Origin of the sequence: Amycolatopsis sp. NBC_01307 (assembly GCF_035975215.1) — a bacterium.
Classification (GTDB): Bacteria; Actinomycetota; Actinomycetes; order Mycobacteriales; family Pseudonocardiaceae; genus Amycolatopsis.
Genome location: NZ_CP108403.1, coordinates 5,142,136 through 5,158,810, shown reverse-complemented (window position 1 = coordinate 5,158,810; position 16,675 = coordinate 5,142,136). Strand labels below are relative to the sequence as shown.

The following is a 16,675-nucleotide window of genomic DNA, read 5'->3' as shown; positions in this document are numbered from 1 at the left end:
AGTGGTAATGAGGGTTAGAACCCTCATTACCACTCACGACAAGCCGCGGCAGACTGCTCAGCTGGCCAGCCAGAGTGCCGGGACGTTCGGCGGTTCCCAGCCCACCAGCGAGGTGTGGGCCTGGCGGCACGTGTACGTGACGCCGTTGTAGGTCACCTTCGCGCCCGTGGCGTATGCCGTGTTCGGCGCCCACGCGGGGACCGACGGCGGCGTGGTGGGCGTGGTCGTCGGCGGAGTGGTGGGTGTCGTGGGCGTGGTCGGGGTGGTGGGGGTCGTCGGGGTGGTGGGTGTGGTCGGGGTCGTCGGCGTGGTGGTCGGCGGCGGCGTCGAGCAGTTCGGCGTCGACGCGGCCAGGCCGTTGACCACGGCGTGGAAGAGCGTCGAACCCGGGTCCAGGTCGTAGAGCGAGAACATCATCGCGCCGCCGAGGCCGGTGCAGTGGATGTAGTCGGTGCGGGCCTTGATCGACTGCGCGGACGAGCCGCCGAAGAAGTTCGTGCCGTCGTAGAACCAGGCCGACTGCGTGACCGGGTCCCAGAAGGTGTCGGCCGGGTTGTCGACGATGCCCGTGAGTTCCTTGTACATCGCCACACCCGGCACGTTGCCGCTCAGCGTGTGTCCCGCCGACGGCCCCGACGCCGACTGGTACAAACCGTGGTTCGAGCCGGCCGGCACGCCGGTCCAGCCGCGGTAGTAGAACGGGATGCCCAGCGTCAGCTTGCTCGCGGGGAACCCGCCCGCGATGCCGTACGCGCTGTTGCCGTGCAGGTAGTCCTTGATCACCGAGTCGGTCGTGTACTTCTCCGTGCCCGGCGGGATGGTGCCCGACGGGTCGCCCGGCGAGGAGTACAGCGGGTCCTGGAAGTTCGTCGGCCCGGTGGCGTCCCACGCGCCGTGCATGTCGTAGGTCATCGCGTTGCCGAAGTCCAGGTACTGCCCGATCTTGTCGGTCTGGATCTTCGCGATCTTGTCCTGTCCGCCCGGCAGCGCGGCCGAGAGCGCGTAGTGCTTGCCGCCCAAGGCGTCCAGCTCGGTGCGGAACTCCGCCATCAGCGCGGTGTAGTTCGCGGTGTCGGCGGCGCTGTAGTGGTTGCCGACGTGCCCGGTCGGGGAACCCGGGTACTCCCAGTCGATGTCCACGCCGTCGAAGATGCCCGCCGCGGTGCCCGGGCCGCCGTAACCGCCGGAGGCCGGGATGTTGCCCTTGATGAACATGTCCAGGCACGAGCTGACGAACTTCTTGCGCGACGCGTCGGTCGCGGCGGCGTCGGAGAAGTACTTCGAGTACGTCCAGCCGCCGATCGACAGCAGCACCTTGAGGTTCGGGTGCCGGGCCTTGAGCTCCTGCAGCTGGTGGAAGTTGCCGACGATCGGCTGGTTGAAGGTGTCGGCGGTGCCGTCGACGCTGATGTCGGAGCCGAAGGACTTCTGGTAGTCGGCGAACTGGTCCTCGCCGCCGTCACCGGCGTTCGGGTCGGTCTCGCCGCCCGGGTCGGGCGTGGTCGCCTTCGACGCCTCGAAGCAGGTGTGGTTCGTGGGGTCGATGTTCTCGAAGTCGTAGAGCAGGTAGTCGAGGTTGCCGGCGATCGCGTCGACGTTCTTCAGGTAGTAGGCGTTCTGGTAGATGCTCCACTGGTCGAAGTAGGCGATCCGGACCCCGCCGGAAGTGGCGGCGGCCGCGGGGGGCGCGGCCGGGCCGGCGACCGTGAGCGCGCCCACGACCAGGGCGGCCGCGGCGGCGGCGAACATCGCCAATCTTCGGGAAACCCTCTGCATGCTGTCTCCTCGCGCAGGCGGACGGCCCCCTCCCGGGCCGCGTCGGCGCGAGAGGGGGCGGTACGCGATGGTTCTTCACGAACAGGTGCCGGCCCGTTCATGAATGTGCGCGTGCGCACACCGAGTGTCAATACTTTGGACTAGACCAATCTCGGCAGCCGTGCGCTATGGGGTCTGGTGTCCGGATTTCCCAGCGTTGGTAGGGGTTACTTGAGTGGCGGGTCGAGCGGGAAGCACGACACGCGCACGGACCACGTGTCACCGCCGGCGGGCAGCGGCATCTTCTTCAGCGCCGCGGCCGCCTGGCCGTCGTGCGCTTCCTCGGCCGCGGCGTGGAAGATGTCCGCCGCGATCGACTGGTCGAACACGCCGATCTGCTGGTGCGGCCAGCCCGCCGCGCCCTGCAGCGCGCCGGGGATCAGCTGGTCGACGACCTTGCGCAGGGTCGCGCCGTTGGGCGCGGTGTACTTCCAGACGTCGACGCCGAGGTTCTTGCCGAGCTCGGCCATCCGGCCCCACGCCGTGAGGTTGAAGTTGACGTAGTGCCACGACATCGTCCGCGACAGCTCGAGCGGCTGGCTGCCGTCGGCCGCGAACTGGACCGGGAACCGGTTCTTCTCCGCGTCCAGCACGATCTTCTTCGCCGTGTCCCGCCGGCCCAGGTACGCGGCGATCGTCGCGTTCTGCATGTCGAGGAACGTGCCGTGGTTGTTCGTGGCGGCCAGTTCCAGCTTCGCTTGCGGACTGGTCTGCATCCAGTTCAGGTACTGCGCGAGCCACGCCTTGACGCCGGAGCGGTCCTGGCCGGTCCAGCCCGGCGCGCCGGTATCGAGCAGCGCGAACACGTCGAGGACCTGGCTGAACGACTGCGTCGAGTCGATGATCCCGGTCCCGCTGATCGTGTTCTTGCACGGGATGATCTGCGAGTACGTCATGTTCGGGTTCATCTTGGTGGCCGGGTCGAGGAACCACGTCCGGATGTCCAGCGCCGCCCGCTTCGCGTACTTCGCGTCGCCGGTGTAGTACCAGGCGAGCGAGAGGTAGTACATCGCGTCCCACGCCACCATCCGGTAGGTGTGGTCGGTGATCGCGTCGGCCTCCGGGTTGCGCTGGCCGTCCTTGTTGACGTAGGGGCAACCCTGCGGGTTCTCCGGCGTCTTCTCACTCGCCCACCAGTAGGGCGCCTGGCTCAGGTAGTCGTGCTTGTCGCCGCTCGGCGGCGCGGCCGGCTTGTCCACGACCGACCACGGGCCGGCGCTCAACGCCGTGTTCGCCTTGCCCAGCACCACCTTCAGCGCGTCGCGCTGCGCCCGCGTGGCGTGGCCGTGCTTCAGCGCCGACTGGATGTCCGCGAGCTTCTTGCCGTCGGTGACGACGGTGCGCGGCGCCTGCCCGGCCGTCGCCGTCCCGCTGAGCGGGACCAGGGCCAGGCACGCGGCCAGCACCGTCGCCCCGAGAACGTGTAGCTGCCTTCGCACCTTGGACCGCCCTTTCGGGGACGCCAGGATCCCCACTCGTCACCGGGCGGCGGTACGGCAGTGGCGACGGCGATTCTGGCTCCCCGGTGCGGCGGCTGTCAAACGGCCGGCCAGGTGCGCTTCTTGTCCAGCGGCCGGGCGTAGGACCCGGCCCGGCTCGTCTTGAGGCCCAGCGCGACGAGCGACTCGGCGAGCCGGACGGCGGCGGCGACGCCGTCGATGACCGGGATGTCCAGCATCGTCGCGATCCGCCGGTCCAGCCCGGTCATCCCGGCGCAGCCGAGCACCAGGACCTCCGCCCCGGCGTCGCGCGCCCGGCGCCCGGCGGTCAGCAATGCCGACTCCGTGCGGCGTTCGTCCGTCAGCTCCAGCACGCCGAGGCCGGCGCCGGTGACCGTCACGCAGTTCTGGGCGACGCCGGCGGAGTGCAGGCTGTCCTCGATCAGCCCGCACGTCCGGTCCAAAGTGGTCACGACGCCGTAGCGGCGGCCCAGCAGGCAGGCCAGGTGCGCGGCGGCTTCGGTGATGTCGACGACCGGGACGTCCAGCAGCTCGCGGGCGCCCTCGCGGCCGTGCTCGCCGAACCCGGCGAGCACGACCGCGTCGAACGGTTCTTCCAGGCCCCGCAGCAGATCGAGCACGGCCGCCGCCGAGAGGAAGCTGTCCAGCCACCCCTCGGCCGACTCCGGGCCCCACTTCGGTGTCCTGGCGAGGATCTCGGTGCCCGGGCTCGCCGCGGCGCGGGCACCGGCACCGATCTCCTTCGTCATCGCCTCGGTGGTGTTGCAGTTGGTGACGACGATCCTCATCGCTGATTCCGCGAAACCGCGAAGTACAGCAGCGCGGACGACGCCGTGCCGATGAACCACGAGTACGGTGCGGCCGGGGCGAAGTACGGCACCAGCGCGATCACCGCGGCCAGCGCGGCGGTCGGGAAGAACGCCACCAGGGCACGCGGGTTCACCCGCGGGTAGATGCCGCCGTCGACGAACAGCTGCGCGACGTCGACCTTGCCGCGGCGGATCAGGTAGTAGTCGACGATCATGATCCCGAACAGCGGCCCGAGGAACGCGCCGAGCCCGCCGAGGAAGTAGTTGACCACCGCGGGCGAGGAGTACAGCTTCCACGGCAGCACGCACAGCGCGGCGACCGCGCTGATCATCCCGCCGATGGTGAACGTGATCCGCTTCGGCCAGATGTTGGCCAGGTCGTAGGCGGGGGAGACGAAGTTCGCGACGATGTTGACGCCCATGGTGGCGATCGCGAAGGTCAGCGCGCCGATGATCAGCACCGGCGTGTTGTGCACCTTGGACAGCAGCTCGGCCGGGTCGGTGATGGCCTCGCCGAACACCTGCATGCTGCCCGCGGTGACGACGACCGACAGCAGCGCGAACGCCGTCGAGTTGATCGGCAGGCCCCAGAAGTTGCCGCGCCGTACGGTCTTCTGGTCCGGCGCGTTGCGGGAGAAGTCGCAGAAGTTGAGCATCAGCGTGCCGTAGGTGGCCAGGATCAGCCCGGCCGCGCCGAACCACTGCCGGATCTGCTCGCCGGTGGACAGCTGCTTCGGGCTGCTGGTGAACGAGATGTTCCAGTGGGCGGCGGCGAGGATCCACACGGCCAGCGCGATCATCACGACCCAGATCGCCGGGCCGCACCAGTCCTGGAACTTGCGGATCGACTCCATGCCGCGGGTCAGGATCAGCGCCTGGGCCGCCCAGAGCGCGACGAAACAGATCCAGCCGAGCGCGTGCAGGCCGAGGAAACCGTGTTCGGTCAACGGTTTCAGGCCCGGGTCGATGGCGAGCACGAGCAGCGTGATGGCCACGCTGGCGAGGTAGGTCTGGATGCCGTACCAGAAGATCGCGATGATCGCGCGGATCAGCGCGGGCAGGTTGGCCCCGAACGTGCCGAAGCTCAGCCGCGCGACGACCGGGAACGGCACGCCGGTGCGCTGGCCGATCCGGCCCATCAGGTTCATCCCGACGTAGATGATCACGAACCCGAACAGCAGGGCGGTGAACACCTGCCAGGCCGACAGGCCGAGCACGAACAGCCCGGCCGCGAAGGTGTAGTTGCCCAGGTTGTGCACGTCGGACATCCACAGCGCGAAGATGTCGTAGACCTTCCACCGGCGCTCTTGGGCGGGGGCGAGGTCTTCGTTCCAGAGCCGGGGGTCCGGCGGGGCGGGCGTCTCTTGTCCGGATTCGGTGAGCGGGGCGGCCGTCATGCTTGCCTCCGGTCGACGTGCGGGGACGGAGATTTGGGATACCAAAAATTGGTATCCCAAATATCACCCTGGGGTCTTCGGCAGTCAACCCTCCCGTCGATAAACTCGTGTTACGTCCGGTTACGGCGGTGTTGAACGAGACGGTTGAGCGAGGGGAGCCCGGTGACGTCGGCGAGTGAACGGCAGCCCCTCGCGGCCACCCGGCAGCGGGTGCGCGAGGAGCTGCGGGAGCGGATCCTCACCGGGCGGCTGCGCCCGGGCGACCGGCTGGTCGAGCGCGAGCTGGCCGAGGACCTGGGCGTGTCCCGGGTGCCGGTCCGGGAGGCCATCCGCAGCCTGGAGGCCGAGGGGTTCCTCGTCGTCCAGTCACCGCGCCGGGTCGTCGTCCGGCAGCTGGCCCGGGTCGACGTCGAGGAGCTGTTCGACGTCCGGGAGGCCCTGGAGGGCCTCGCCGCCGGGCTCGCCGCGTCCCGGGCGGGCGCGGCCGAGCTGAAGCGGCTCGAGCGCGTCCTGGCCGACGCCGCCCGCGCGACGGCCCGCGGTGACGCGGCCCGGATCACCGTCCTCAACTCGCGCTTCCACGACGAGATCGTCGCCATCGCGGGCAACGCGCTGCTGACCACGATGCTGCAGCCCCTGGAGGGCCGGCTGCGCTGGCTCACGAGCCAGAACGAGCACTGGGCCGACCTGCTCGACGAGCACCGGCGCCTCCACGACGCCATCGCCTCGGGCGACGCGGACCGCGCGCACGCCGAAGCGGCCGAGCACGTGCGCGTCAACCGGAAAGTGACGCTGAGGTCCCTTTTCGGGGACGACGAGCCGGGTGAGCGGCCGGCCGGGTGACTCCGGAGGTCACTCAAAGTGCCGGATAGCTCACCCATTAACATGATCGTCGGCTCCCCGCTCCCTGAGCCGCAGTGGCATATCCGACAGCGCGCGGTAGCTGGTCCAACAGGCGGCTCCCAGTGGGTACATGGGAAATTCACAGAATGGGCGGCAAACCTGACACCGTGATCAACGCCGAATCTGGTGCCGTGAAGGTGGCACGATGACGACCGCCCAGGCCACGCTCGAGGCCCCCGCCCGCGGCACGAGACCGGGCGGCAAAGCGCCCTACCTCCATCAGATCGACCTGTTCCGGTTGATCACCTTCGCCTGCGTGATCCTGATCCACGTGGTCGGCGCGACGAACTTCGCGCAGGACGTCGGGGCGAACGCCGTCGAGACCCCGCTGCACTTCACGCGTGAGGCGTTCTTCGCGCTGACCGGGTTCGTGCTGGTGTTCCAGAACCGCGGCCGCGAGCTGACGGCGGGTGACTTCTGGCGCCGCCGGCTGCCGCTGGTCGCGACGCCCTACCTCGCGTGGACCATGTTCTTCTGGGCGTATTCGCTGGTCACCGGCGGGCAGCAGCCCGGCTCGCTCGAGGCGTCGATGCGGCTGCTGCTGACCGACCTCGTCACCGGCGGCGCCTGGTACCACCTGTACTTCCTGCTCGTGACGATGCAGGTCTACCTGCTGTTCCCGTTCCTGATGAAGCTCCTGCGGGCCACCGCGGGCAAGCACCGGTGGCTGCTGCTGGGCAGCGGGCTGGTGCAGGTCGGCGTGGTCGCGTTCATGACCTACCAGCCGCTGGGCGTGAGCTACGAGACGATCACGCACCTGTACGCCACGATCCTGCCGTACCAGTTCTACACACTCTTCGGCGCCGTGATCGCGATGCACTTCGAGACGGTGCACGCCTGGGTCGGCCGGCACCGGCTGCTGCTCGGCGGCGCGCTGGTGGCGGTGCTGGCCGGCACCGAGTGGTACTACCTCCGGACCGTCCACAGTGGAACGTTCCCGCAGGTGGCCAGCGACCCGTTCCAGCCGTACCTGATCCCGTGGTTCCTCACGGTCATCGCGGCGATCTACGCGTTCACCACGTGGTGGGCCGCGCGCCGCCGGGAGGGCGGCAGGGGCGCCCGGCTGGTCTCCTGGGCGGCGAACCGGTCGTTCAGCATCTTCCTGGTCCACCCGCTCGCGCTGGCCCTGCTCGGCCCGGTCATCCCGCACGTGGCGGAGCGCTTCGGCGCGCCGTGGCTCAGCGCGGTCATCTACGTCGCCACGATCGCGCTGACGATCGTCATCGTCGAGGTGCTGCGCCGGCTGCCGGGCAGCCGCGCGCTCACCGGCCGCCCCCGGCTGCGCTTGGCGAAGGTCGCCGCCTGACGCGTGGTCAGGGGCACAAAACGCCGTTCGGGCATGTCGCAGCATGCGGATCCGCGGCCTTCGGATATGCTGGCGGCCCGTGGGACTTCAGTCGCGGGCTACCAAGTACGTATTTGTCACCGGAGGCGTCGCCTCCTCTCTGGGTAAGGGACTCACGGCCTCGAGCCTGGGGCAACTCCTTACCGCGCGCGGGCTTCGCGTCACGATGCAGAAGCTCGATCCGTACCTCAACGTCGACCCCGGGACGATGAACCCGTTCCAGCACGGTGAGGTGTTCGTCACCGACGACGGCGCCGAGACCGACCTCGACATCGGGCACTACGAGCGCTTCCTCGACCGCTCCCTCGACGGCAAGGCCAACGTCACGACCGGCCAGGTCTACTCCGAGGTGATCGCCAAGGAACGCCGCGGCGAGTACCTCGGCGACACGGTGCAGGTCATTCCGCACATCACCGACGAGATCAAGTCCCGGATCACCGCGGCCGCCGAGCCCGACGAGGCCGGGAACGCCCCGGACGTCGTCATCACCGAGGTCGGCGGCACGGTCGGCGACATCGAGTCGCTGCCGTTCCTGGAGGCGTGCCGCCAGGTCCGCCACGACGTCGGCCGCGACCAGTGCTTCTTCCTGCACGTCTCGCTGGTGCCGTACCTGGCGCCGTCGGGCGAGCTCAAGACGAAGCCGACCCAGCACTCGGTCGCCGCGCTGCGCAACATCGGCATCCAGCCCGACGCGCTGGTCTGCCGGGCCGACCGGGAGATCCCCGAGGACCTCAAGCGCAAGATCGGCCTGATGTGCGACGTCGACAACGAGGCCGTCGTCGCCTGCCCGGACGCGCGGTCGATCTACGACATCCCGAAGGTGCTGCACCGCGAGGCGCTCGACGCCTACGTGGTGCGCCGCCTTGGGCTGCCGTTCCGCGACGTCGACTGGACGGTGTGGGGCGACCTGCTCGACCGGGTGCACAACCCGAGCGAGACGGTGAAGATCGCGGTCGTCGGCAAGTACATCGACCTGCCCGACGCCTACCTCTCGGTCACCGAGGCGCTGCGCGCGGGCGGGTTCGCGCACCGGGCCAAGGTCGAGATCGTCTGGGTCGCCTCCGACGACGCGCAGACCGCGTCCGGTGCGGCGTCCGTGCTGTCCGATGTGGACGGTGTGCTGATCCCGGGCGGGTTCGGCATCCGCGGCATCGAGGGCAAGGTCGGCGCGATCGAGTACGCCCGCACCCGCGGCGTGCCGCTGCTCGGCCTGTGCCTCGGCCTGCAGTGCATGGTCATCGAGGGCGCCCGGCACCTGGCCGGCATCACCGACGCCGGGTCGTCGGAGTTCGACGAGAACACCGAGCACCCGGTGATCTCGACGATGGCCGACCAGCGCGACGTCGTCGCGGGCGAACGCGACATGGGCGGCACCATGCGGCTCGGCGCGTACCCGGCGAAGCTCAAGCCGGGCTCGCAGGTCGCGAAGGCGTACGGCACCACCGAGGTGTCCGAGCGCCACCGGCACCGCTACGAGGTGAACAACGCCTACCGCAAGCAGCTCACCGACGCCGGCCTGGTGTTCTCCGGCACGTCGCCGGACGACCGCCTGGTCGAGTTCGTCGAGCTGCCCGCCGACAAGCACCCGTTCTTCGTCGGCACCCAGGCGCACCCCGAGCTGAAGAGCCGCCCGACCCGGCCGCACCCGCTGTTCAGCGCGTTCGTCAAGGCCGTGGTGGACCGCAAGGTCGCCGAGCGGCTGCCGGTCGAGCTGCCCGAAGCCCCCGTGGCCGCCCGGTGACCGCGCCGGGAGAGCACGAGTTCACCGTCGCCGCCAGCCGCGACGTCCACATCGGACGCGTCGTCGGCCTGCGGATCGACCAGGTGGTGATGCCGGGTGGCAACACCGCGGCCCGCGAGGTCATCGAGCACCTGGGCGCGGTCGCGATCGTCGCGCTGGACGAAGACCAGCAGGTCACGTTCGTGCACCAGTACCGGCACCCGATGGGGCACCGGCTGTGGGAGCTGCCCGCCGGCCTGATCGACCACCTCGGCGAGGACCCGGTCGGCACGGCCAAGCGGGAGCTCGTCGAGGAGGTCGGGCTGGCCGCCGCCGACTGGGCGACCCTGGTCGACGTCGCGGCGTCACCCGGCTTCACCGACGAGGTGGTGCGGATCTTCCTGGCCCGCGGACTGTCCGATGTGGAGCGTGACGTGCTCGGGGACGAGGAGGCCGACCTGGTCGTCCGCAAGTTCCCGCTGGCCGAGGCGGTCCGGATGGCCCTGGCGGGCGAGCTGGTGAACGGCGCCACGGTGTCGGGGGTGCTGGCCGCGCAGGCGGTGGTCACCGGCGGTGCGCAACCGCGCCCGGCCGACGCGCCGTGGCGCGACCGCCCGACGGCGTTCGCCAAGCGCCGCGAAGCCTGAGCTGTCCGCTGCGCCCCGGCCTCAGGGGCGCAGCGGCCGGCCTTCGGCGTCCAGGCCGCCGTTGGCCAGCAGCATGACGCCGTCGACGATCGGCCAGAGCACGCCGATCCCGGTCAGCAGCACCACGAGGAGCTGGAGCAGGCCCAGCCCGGTCTGCCCGGTGTAGAACCGGCCGACGCCGAACGGCAGCACGATCTGGAGCACCCCGGCCACGGTCTTGGACCGGTAGGACGTCGGCATCGGCATCGGCGGCGCATACGGCATCGGGACGGGCATGGAGGATGGCATCGGGGGCGGCCCGTACATCGGCAGCTGCATCGTCGGCTGCGTGTACATCGGCACCTGCGGCGGCGCGAGGAACCCCGGGTGCGGCTGCGGCAGGTCGCGGAACAGCGGCCGCAACGCGCCCAGGGTCACGGCGGCGTAGGCGTCGGTCACCCGCGCCTCGTACTCGTCGGGGGTGATGCGGCCCATGCCGAAGTGGTCGGCGAGCAGTCTCGCCGCCTCTTCCCGCTCGGCCGTGCCGATGCGGAGCTCGTCGGACTCCATGAAATCCAAGGTAACCGCGCGAAGCTGAGAACGGGGTTTCTCCCGGGTCACGGTGCCCGCACGGCCTAAGGTGACCGGCGTGGCCTCCAGCCCGCACCGCACGGCCGACGTGATCGCCGCCTACCTCGACCACCTGGTCGTCGAACGCGGGACCGCGCGCAACACCCTCGACAGCTACGCCCGTGACCTGCGCCGCTACGCCGCGCACCTCGACGGCTCCGGCGTCGCGGAGATCGCCGACATCACGGCCGCCCACGTCACCTCGTTCGGCGCCGCGTTGCGCGAGGGCGACGCCGAGCACCAGCCGCTGGCCGCGTCGTCGGCCGCCCGGGCGCTGGTCGCCGTGCGGGGCCTGCACAAGTTCGCGCACGCCGAGGGCGTCACCGAGCACAACCCGGCCCGCGAGGTCCGGCCGCCGACCCCGGCGAAACGGCTGCCCAAGGCCCTGCCGGTCGACGACGTGCTGCGGCTGCTGGAGACCCCGGCGCCGGACGGCGAACGCGCGCTGCGCGACCGGGCGCTGCTGGAGCTGCTCTACTCGACCGGCGCCCGGATCTCCGAGGCCGTCGGGCTCGACCTGGACGACGTCGACGACGACGAACGCACCGTCCTGCTCGACGGCAAGGGCGGCAAGCAGCGGCTGGTGCCGGTCGGCCGGCCCGCGATCGCCGCGCTGCACGCCTACACCGTCCGCGCGCGGCCCGTGCTCGCCGCGCACGGCCGCGGCACCGCGGCGATGTTCCTCAACGTCCGCGGCAGCAGGCTTTCGCGGCAGAGCGCGTGGCAGGTCCTCAAGGACACCGCCGAGCGCGCCGGGATCGCCGCCGCCGTCTCGCCGCACACGCTGCGCCACTCCTTCGCCACGCATCTGCTCGAAGGCGGCGCGGACGTCCGCGTCGTGCAGGAACTGCTCGGCCACGCGTCGGTGACCACGACGCAGGTGTACACGCTGGTCACGGTCAACACGCTGCGCGAGGTCTACGCGACGGCGCACCCCCGGGCGTTGGGCTAGCCGGCCCAACGGCGGCGCCACAGCCCTCCTAACCTGGACCGACGGCCGACTGACATTGCCCCCTCGGGTCCGGCGCGTTGCTTTGCCGGGGCTCCGAGTCCGCGCATAGGCTGCCCCGGACGCCACGGACAAGGAGCCTTCTCGCCATGTCGACACCGAACCAGCCGGCCGTACCGGCCGCGTCCGCCGGGTCGGCCGCGGCGAACCTCCAGCACGTCACCATCGCCACCCCCGCCCACCACGACGGTGACGAGTCGAGAGAGCGCAACGGGCGGAAGGTGAAGCTCGAGGGCATCGGGCCGACCGGCCGCCCGATCCGCGAGATCCCCGAGCCGCCGCCGCTGGAGCGCCACGGCCCGGCGAAGATCATGGCGATGTGCAACCAGAAGGGCGGCGTCGGCAAGACGACGTCGACCATCAACCTGGGTGCCGCGCTCGCCGAGTACGGCCGCAAGGTGCTGCTCGTCGACTTCGACCCGCAGGGCGCGCTCGCCGTCGGTCTCGGCATCCAGCCGCACGAACTGGACCACACGGTCTACAACGCCATCATGGAGCGGGCCGTCAGCGCCACCGACGTGCTGCTGAAAACCCGCGTCGACGGCGTTGACCTGCTGCCGAGCAACATCGACCTCTCCGCGGCGGAGGTCCAGCTCGTCGCTGAGGTAGGGCGCGAACACACGTTGTTACGGGTCCTTCGTCCGGTCATGAACGACTACGACTATGTTCTTGTCGACTGCCAGCCCTCGCTCGGCCTGCTCACGGTGAACGCGCTGACCGCCGCGGACGGCGTGATCATCCCGTTGGAGTGCGAGTTCTTCAGTCTGCGAGGTGTAGCGCTCCTGATCGACACGATCGAGAAGGTGCAGGAACGCCTCAACCCCAAACTGGACATAGTCGGGATTCTCGCCACCATGTACGACCCGAGAACCCTGCACTCGAAGGAGGTCATGGCTCGCGTGGTGGAGGCATTCGGCGAGATCGTGTTCGACACGGTCATCAACCGCACGGTGCGGTTCCCCGAGACGACGGTCGCGGGTGAGCCGATCACGACCTGGGCCCCCAAGTCGGCCGGCGCGGCGGCGTACCGCCAGCTGGCTCGCGAGGTGATCGGTCGGTGAGCAGGCGCGCTTCCCTGCCCGGAGCGTCGGAACTCTTCCGCATCACCTCCAGCCCCGCTCTCGACCTGCCGCCCCAGACGTCGCCCGCGCCCGCCGAACCCGTCGAGAACGGCAACGGCAAGGCGGGCCACGGCCGCACGGAGCAGCTCGCCCGCAGCGGCGACGCCCCGCACGGCTCCGGCCGGACCAAGCACGACGCGAAGATCACCGTCTACGTCTCCGGTGACGAGCTGGTCGCGATGGAGCAGGCCCGGCTGACGCTGCGGGCCAAGCACGAGCTGGTCGTCGACCGCGGCCGGCTGGTCCGCGAGGCCGTCGCGGTGCTGCTGGCCGACTTCGACGCGAACGGCGAGGACTCGGTGCTGGTGCAGCGGTTGCGGGTGGTCGGCTCAGACGGCGGCGAAACCGAGGGCTGATGGACACCCCGGCATCGGCCGAAACGCCGCCGGAGCCGGTCGGAGAGGCCCCTGAGGAACCGACCCCCGACGACCCGGCCCCGGACGAGCAACCGCACGAGCACCAGACGGTGCACGGCGGCATGGTCCCCGAAGGCCAGGCCAACGAGGAACTGAGCACGTCGAAGTTCAAGGTGCGGCTGGCCAACTTCGAGGGGCCGTTCGACCTGCTGCTGCAGCTGATCTCGCAGCACCAGCTCGACGTCACCGAGGTGGCGCTGCACCGGGTCACCGACGACTTCATCGCCTACACCCGGGCGCTGGGCACCGACTGGAACCTCGACGAGACGACCGAGTTCCTGGTCATCGCGGCGACCCTGCTCGACCTCAAGGCCGCGCGGCTGCTGCCGTCGGCCGAGGTGGAGAACGAGGACGACCTCGCCCTGCTCGAGGCCCGGGACCTGCTGTTCGCCCGGATCCTGCAGTACCGCGCGTACAAGCAGGTGGCGGCGCTGTTCGGCGAGCTGGAACAGGGTGCGCTGCGGCGGTACCCGCGGTCGGTGGCGCTGGAGGAGCGGTTCGTCGGGCTGCTGCCCGAGGTGATGCTGGGCGTGACGCCGGCGAAGTTCGCCGACATCGCCGTCACGGTGTTCAAGCCGAAACCGCCGCCGACGGTGTCGATCGCCCACATCCACATGGGCCGCGTGTCGGTGCGCGAGCACGCGGCGCTGCTGCGGGTGATGCTGGCCGAACGCGGCCAGGCGACGTTCAGTGAGCTGGTCGACGACTGCGAGCACACGGTCGAGATCGTGGCGCGGTTCCTGGCCCTGCTGGAGCTCTACCGCGAGGCGACGGTGCAGTTCGAGCAGTCGGAGGCGCTGGCCGAGCTGCACGTGCGCTGGACCGGCGGATCGCAGGAAGAAGCCTCCGTGGCGGCCGAGCAGGATCTCGCTGCCGACGCCGCCGGAGACGAGGAGGAGTACGGGTGAGCCCCGAAGACAACGACCGGGTCCGCGACGACGACGTGGCGGCCGAGGTCGCGGCGCCGGAACCGCCGGCGAGTGAAGAACCGGCCGAGGCCGCGGCGGAGCTGGCCCTGGACGAGGCCCTGTCCGGCGAGCCGGTGACCGAGGACGGCGATCCGGTGGAGCCGCTCGTGGAGCCGGCCGCCGCTGAAGAGACCGCTGCCGACGAGCCCGCGGTCGCGGAGGCCACGTCCGAAGCCGTCGCGCCGGGGGAAGCCGCCGCTGAACCCGCGGCCGTCGACGATCCCGCGTCGGATCTCGTCGCCGCCGGGGATGCCGACTCGCTGCCCGACATCACCTCCGACGAGGCTCTCGAGGCCGCGCTCGAGGCGTTGTTGCTGGTCGTCGACTCGCCCGCGAGCGAGGAATCCCTGGCCGACACCCTGCAGGAACCCAAGGCCCGGATCATCGTCGCGCTGCGCACCATGGCCCAGAAGTTCACCGACCGGACCAGCGGGATCGACCTGCGGCGCGTCGGCGAAGGGTGGCGGTTCTACACTAGAGACGTCTATGCCCCGTTCGTGGAGAAGCTCCTGCTGGACGGCCAGCGGTCGAAGCTGACCCGGGCCGCGCTGGAGAGCCTCGCCGTGATCGCGTACCGGCAACCGGTGACCCGTTCCAGGGTCGCCGCGGTGCGCGGCGTGAACGTGGACGGTGTCATCCGGACGTTGCTCGCGCGCGGCCTCATCGGCGAGATGGGGACCGACCCCGAGACGACCGGGACGCTGTACGTGACGACCGAGCTGTTCCTGGAGCGACTGGGGCTGTCGTCACTGAACGACCTGCCGGCCATCGCTCCGTTGCTACCCGAAGTGGACACCATCGATGACTTCCAGTGAACACCCCGACGGCATCCGGCTGCAGAAGGTGCTGTCGCAAGCCGGGGTCGCCTCCCGGCGCGCGGCGGAGGACCTGATCGCCGCCGGCCGGGTCGAGGTGAACGGCGAGGTCGTCACCGAGCAGGGCCGTCGCGTCGACCCGGACGTAGCGGTCATCCACGTCGACGGCACCCGCGTGAACCTCCGCGACGACCTGATCTACCTGGCGCTGAACAAGCCCAAGGGCGTCCACTCGACGATGTCGGACGACCGCGGCCGCCCCTGCGTCGGCGAGTACCTGATGGGCCGGTACGAGGAGACGCCCGGCGTCGTGCACGTCGGCCGGCTCGACGAGAACACCGAGGGCCTGCTGCTGCTGACCAACGACGGTGACCTCGGCCACCGGCTGATGCACCCGTCCTACCAGGTGCTCAAGACCTACCTGGCCGAGGTCGACGGCCTGGTGCCGCGCGGGCTCGGCAAGGAGCTGCGCAACGGCTGGGAGCTGCCGGACGGCCTGGTGAAGGTCGACCAGTTCCGCGTCAAGGACATGCACTCCGGCAAGTCCCTGGTCGAGCTGGTGATCCACGAGGGCCGCAAGCACATCGTGCGGCGGCTGCTCAAGGACGCCGGGCACCCGGTGCTCAAGCTGGTCCGCACCGCGATCGGCGACGTCCAGCTCGGCAACCAGCGCGTCGGCTCGATCCGGCGGCTGACGAAGGGCGAGGTCGGCGCGCTCTACCGCAACGTCGAGCTCTGACCCGGCTTTCGGATCCGGCTGTCAGCGCACGGCACTGACGAACCCGCCGGCGGTCTGGTCTTCCCGGGCCGGGCGGCCGTAGCCCTCGGCCAGCTCGGCGCGGGTGTGCGTGGTCGGCTGCCAGCCGTGGTCGCGCAGCCACTCCGGCGCGCGGCCGCCCAGCCCGCCGAGCCACAGGCGCGTGACGCGCTCGCCGGTCGGGGTCGCCCGCGCCCGGGCCAGCAGCCCGTCCGCGGTGTCGGCGGGCCGGTGCTCGAACGACACCCGGCTGCCCGGCGCCGACAGCTCGCTCACCGTGGTGAGCAGCTTGCCGGCGTCTTCGGCGGACAGGTAGACGAGCAGGCCCTCGGCCAGCCACGCGGTCGGGACGCCGGGGTCGAACCCGGCGTCCCGCAGCGCGCTCGCCCAGTCTTCGCGCAGGTCCGCCGGGACGACGATCCGGTCGCACGACGGTTGCGCGCCCTGCCCGGTCAGCACCTGGTCCTTGAAGGCCAGCACTTCCGGCAGGTCCAGCTCGAAGAGCCGGACCCCCGGCGGCCACGCCAGCCGGAACGCGCGTGCGTCCAGCCCGGCCGCGAGCAGCACCACCTGGGCACACCCGGCGTCGAGCAGGTAGTCGTCGTAGAACCGCGTGCGGATCGCCACCTGGGCGGCGAAGAGCGGGCCGAGGCCGTCCCGCGTCCCGTCGCCGGGCTCGGGCAGCACCGAGCGGCCCGCCTCGTAGAACGCGGTGGCGTACGGGTCGTCGAACAGCCGGTCCGGGCGGCGGCTTTCCAGGGCGCGTAACGCGGCGACGCCGACGGCCGTGCGGCCGACCGCGGGCAGGGACTCCGTCATGACGCCAAGCTACGCCCGACTTTCCGCCGTGGCGGGAACGATCTCCGGCTCGTAGCGTGACGCGC

Annotated in this window: 16 protein-coding genes; 10 read left to right on the top strand and 6 right to left on the bottom strand. The window is 70.6% G+C overall.

All coding sequences use genetic code 11. From position 1 onward, the window contains the following. Window positions 1-57: 57 nt before the first annotated feature. The 4 genes from OG439_RS21565 to OG439_RS21550 all read right to left on the bottom strand — a co-directional run bounded on the left by OG439_RS21565 (window position 58) and on the right by OG439_RS21550 (window position 5,481). On the bottom strand, window positions 58-1,776 hold the full coding sequence (locus OG439_RS21565; protein ID WP_326951151.1) for a glycosyl hydrolase family 18 protein: 1,719 nt from the start codon (window positions 1,774-1,776) through the stop codon (window positions 58-60). A 206-nt stretch (window positions 1,777-1,982) separates the two neighbouring features. Further along, on the bottom strand, window positions 1,983-3,254 hold the full coding sequence (locus OG439_RS21560; protein ID WP_326951150.1) for an alginate lyase family protein: 1,272 nt from the start codon (window positions 3,252-3,254) through the stop codon (window positions 1,983-1,985). A gap of 98 nt (window positions 3,255-3,352) precedes the next feature. Beyond that, entirely contained in the window at window positions 3,353-4,063 is a 711-nt protein-coding gene (locus tag OG439_RS21555; RefSeq protein WP_326951149.1) for an aspartate/glutamate racemase family protein, read from the bottom strand. After that, complete coding sequence (locus OG439_RS21550; protein ID WP_326951148.1) at window positions 4,060-5,481, bottom strand: NCS1 family nucleobase:cation symporter-1; 1,422 nt, start codon at window positions 5,479-5,481, stop codon at window positions 4,060-4,062. Before OG439_RS21550 ends, OG439_RS21555 begins: the two co-directional genes overlap by 4 nt. A gap of 144 nt (window positions 5,482-5,625) precedes the next feature. On the opposite strand from OG439_RS21550, the gene OG439_RS21545 reads away from it, so the two are divergent. From OG439_RS21545 to OG439_RS21530, 4 genes are all read left to right on the top strand, one after another. Continuing rightward, window positions 5,626-6,324 (top strand): GntR family transcriptional regulator, encoded by a 699-nt coding sequence (locus OG439_RS21545; protein WP_326951147.1) that lies wholly within the window; start codon window positions 5,626-5,628, stop codon window positions 6,322-6,324. 205 nt (window positions 6,325-6,529) lie between these two features. Next, the gene (locus OG439_RS21540) at window positions 6,530-7,690 is read left to right on the top strand and encodes an acyltransferase (RefSeq protein WP_326951146.1); all 1,161 of its coding nucleotides are present in this window, start codon (window positions 6,530-6,532) and stop codon (window positions 7,688-7,690) included. 79 nt (window positions 7,691-7,769) lie between these two features. Continuing rightward, on the top strand, window positions 7,770-9,470 hold the full coding sequence (locus OG439_RS21535; protein WP_247053961.1) for a CTP synthase: 1,701 nt from the start codon (window positions 7,770-7,772) through the stop codon (window positions 9,468-9,470). Further along, window positions 9,467-10,096 carry an NUDIX hydrolase gene (locus OG439_RS21530; RefSeq protein ID WP_326951145.1) on the top strand — a complete coding sequence of 210 codons (630 nt, stop codon included), beginning with the start codon at window positions 9,467-9,469 and terminating at the stop codon, window positions 10,094-10,096. The genes OG439_RS21535 and OG439_RS21530 overlap by 4 nt, the downstream gene beginning before the upstream one ends. A 21-nt stretch (window positions 10,097-10,117) precedes the next feature. Here OG439_RS21530 and OG439_RS21525 read toward each other — a convergent pair whose 3' ends face one another. Continuing rightward, window positions 10,118-10,645, bottom strand: a complete 528-nt coding sequence (locus OG439_RS21525; RefSeq protein WP_326951144.1) for a DUF1707 SHOCT-like domain-containing protein — start codon at window positions 10,643-10,645, stop codon at window positions 10,118-10,120. 109 nt (window positions 10,646-10,754) lie between these two features. Here OG439_RS21525 and xerD point away from each other — a divergent pair, with 109 nt between their 5' ends. The 6 genes from xerD to OG439_RS21495 all read left to right on the top strand — a co-directional run bounded on the left by xerD (window position 10,755) and on the right by OG439_RS21495 (window position 15,773). Further along, the gene (gene xerD / locus OG439_RS21520; RefSeq protein WP_326951588.1) at window positions 10,755-11,657 is read left to right on the top strand and encodes a site-specific tyrosine recombinase XerD; all 903 of its coding nucleotides are present in this window, start codon (window positions 10,755-10,757) and stop codon (window positions 11,655-11,657) included. Between the two features lie 146 nt (window positions 11,658-11,803). Further along, window positions 11,804-12,775, top strand: coding sequence for a ParA family protein (locus tag OG439_RS21515; RefSeq protein ID WP_247053955.1), 972 nt, complete (start codon window positions 11,804-11,806; stop codon window positions 12,773-12,775). Next, window positions 12,772-13,191, top strand: coding sequence for a cobyrinic acid a,c-diamide synthase (locus tag OG439_RS21510; RefSeq protein ID WP_247053953.1), 420 nt, complete (start codon window positions 12,772-12,774; stop codon window positions 13,189-13,191). Before OG439_RS21515 ends, OG439_RS21510 begins: the two co-directional genes overlap by 4 nt. Continuing rightward, window positions 13,191-14,159 (top strand): segregation/condensation protein A, encoded by a 969-nt coding sequence (locus OG439_RS21505; RefSeq protein WP_442792318.1) that lies wholly within the window; start codon window positions 13,191-13,193, stop codon window positions 14,157-14,159. The genes OG439_RS21510 and OG439_RS21505 overlap by 1 nt, the downstream gene beginning before the upstream one ends. Then, the gene (gene scpB / locus OG439_RS21500) at window positions 14,156-15,034 is read left to right on the top strand and encodes an SMC-Scp complex subunit ScpB (RefSeq protein WP_326951143.1); all 879 of its coding nucleotides are present in this window, start codon (window positions 14,156-14,158) and stop codon (window positions 15,032-15,034) included. The genes OG439_RS21505 and scpB overlap by 4 nt, the downstream gene beginning before the upstream one ends. Then, window positions 15,021-15,773: a pseudouridine synthase gene (locus tag OG439_RS21495; RefSeq protein ID WP_247053949.1), complete on the top strand. Its 753-nt coding sequence runs from the start codon at window positions 15,021-15,023 to the stop codon at window positions 15,771-15,773. The genes scpB and OG439_RS21495 overlap by 14 nt, the downstream gene beginning before the upstream one ends. A 21-nt stretch (window positions 15,774-15,794) precedes the next feature. On the opposite strand, the gene OG439_RS21490 is transcribed toward OG439_RS21495, so the two are convergent. Then, a complete protein-coding gene (locus OG439_RS21490) occupies window positions 15,795-16,610 on the bottom strand; it encodes a class I SAM-dependent methyltransferase (protein WP_326951142.1) in 816 nt (271 codons plus the stop codon). Window positions 16,611-16,675: the final 65 nt, after the last annotated feature.

What these genes read in the sequence shown, in the direction of transcription:
- OG439_RS21505 (WP_442792318.1), top strand. Translation starts at nt 13,191, where the DNA reads ATGGACACCCCGGCATCGGCCGAAACGCCGCCGGAGCCGGTCGGAGAG.
- OG439_RS21490 (WP_326951142.1), bottom strand. Translation starts at nt 16,610, where the DNA reads ATGACGGAGTCCCTGCCCGCGGTCGGCCGCACGGCCGTCGGCGTCGCC.
- OG439_RS21550 (WP_326951148.1), bottom strand. Translation starts at nt 5,481, where the DNA reads ATGACGGCCGCCCCGCTCACCGAATCCGGACAAGAGACGCCCGCCCCG.
- OG439_RS21515 (WP_247053955.1), top strand. Translation starts at nt 11,804, where the DNA reads ATGTCGACACCGAACCAGCCGGCCGTACCGGCCGCGTCCGCCGGGTCG.
- OG439_RS21495 (WP_247053949.1), top strand. Translation starts at nt 15,021, where the DNA reads ATGACTTCCAGTGAACACCCCGACGGCATCCGGCTGCAGAAGGTGCTG.
- OG439_RS21540 (WP_326951146.1), top strand. Translation starts at nt 6,530, where the DNA reads ATGACGACCGCCCAGGCCACGCTCGAGGCCCCCGCCCGCGGCACGAGA.
- OG439_RS21525 (WP_326951144.1), bottom strand. Translation starts at nt 10,645, where the DNA reads ATGGAGTCCGACGAGCTCCGCATCGGCACGGCCGAGCGGGAAGAGGCG.
- OG439_RS21555 (WP_326951149.1), bottom strand. Translation starts at nt 4,063, where the DNA reads ATGAGGATCGTCGTCACCAACTGCAACACCACCGAGGCGATGACGAAG.
- OG439_RS21565 (WP_326951151.1), bottom strand. Translation starts at nt 1,776, where the DNA reads ATGCAGAGGGTTTCCCGAAGATTGGCGATGTTCGCCGCCGCCGCGGCC.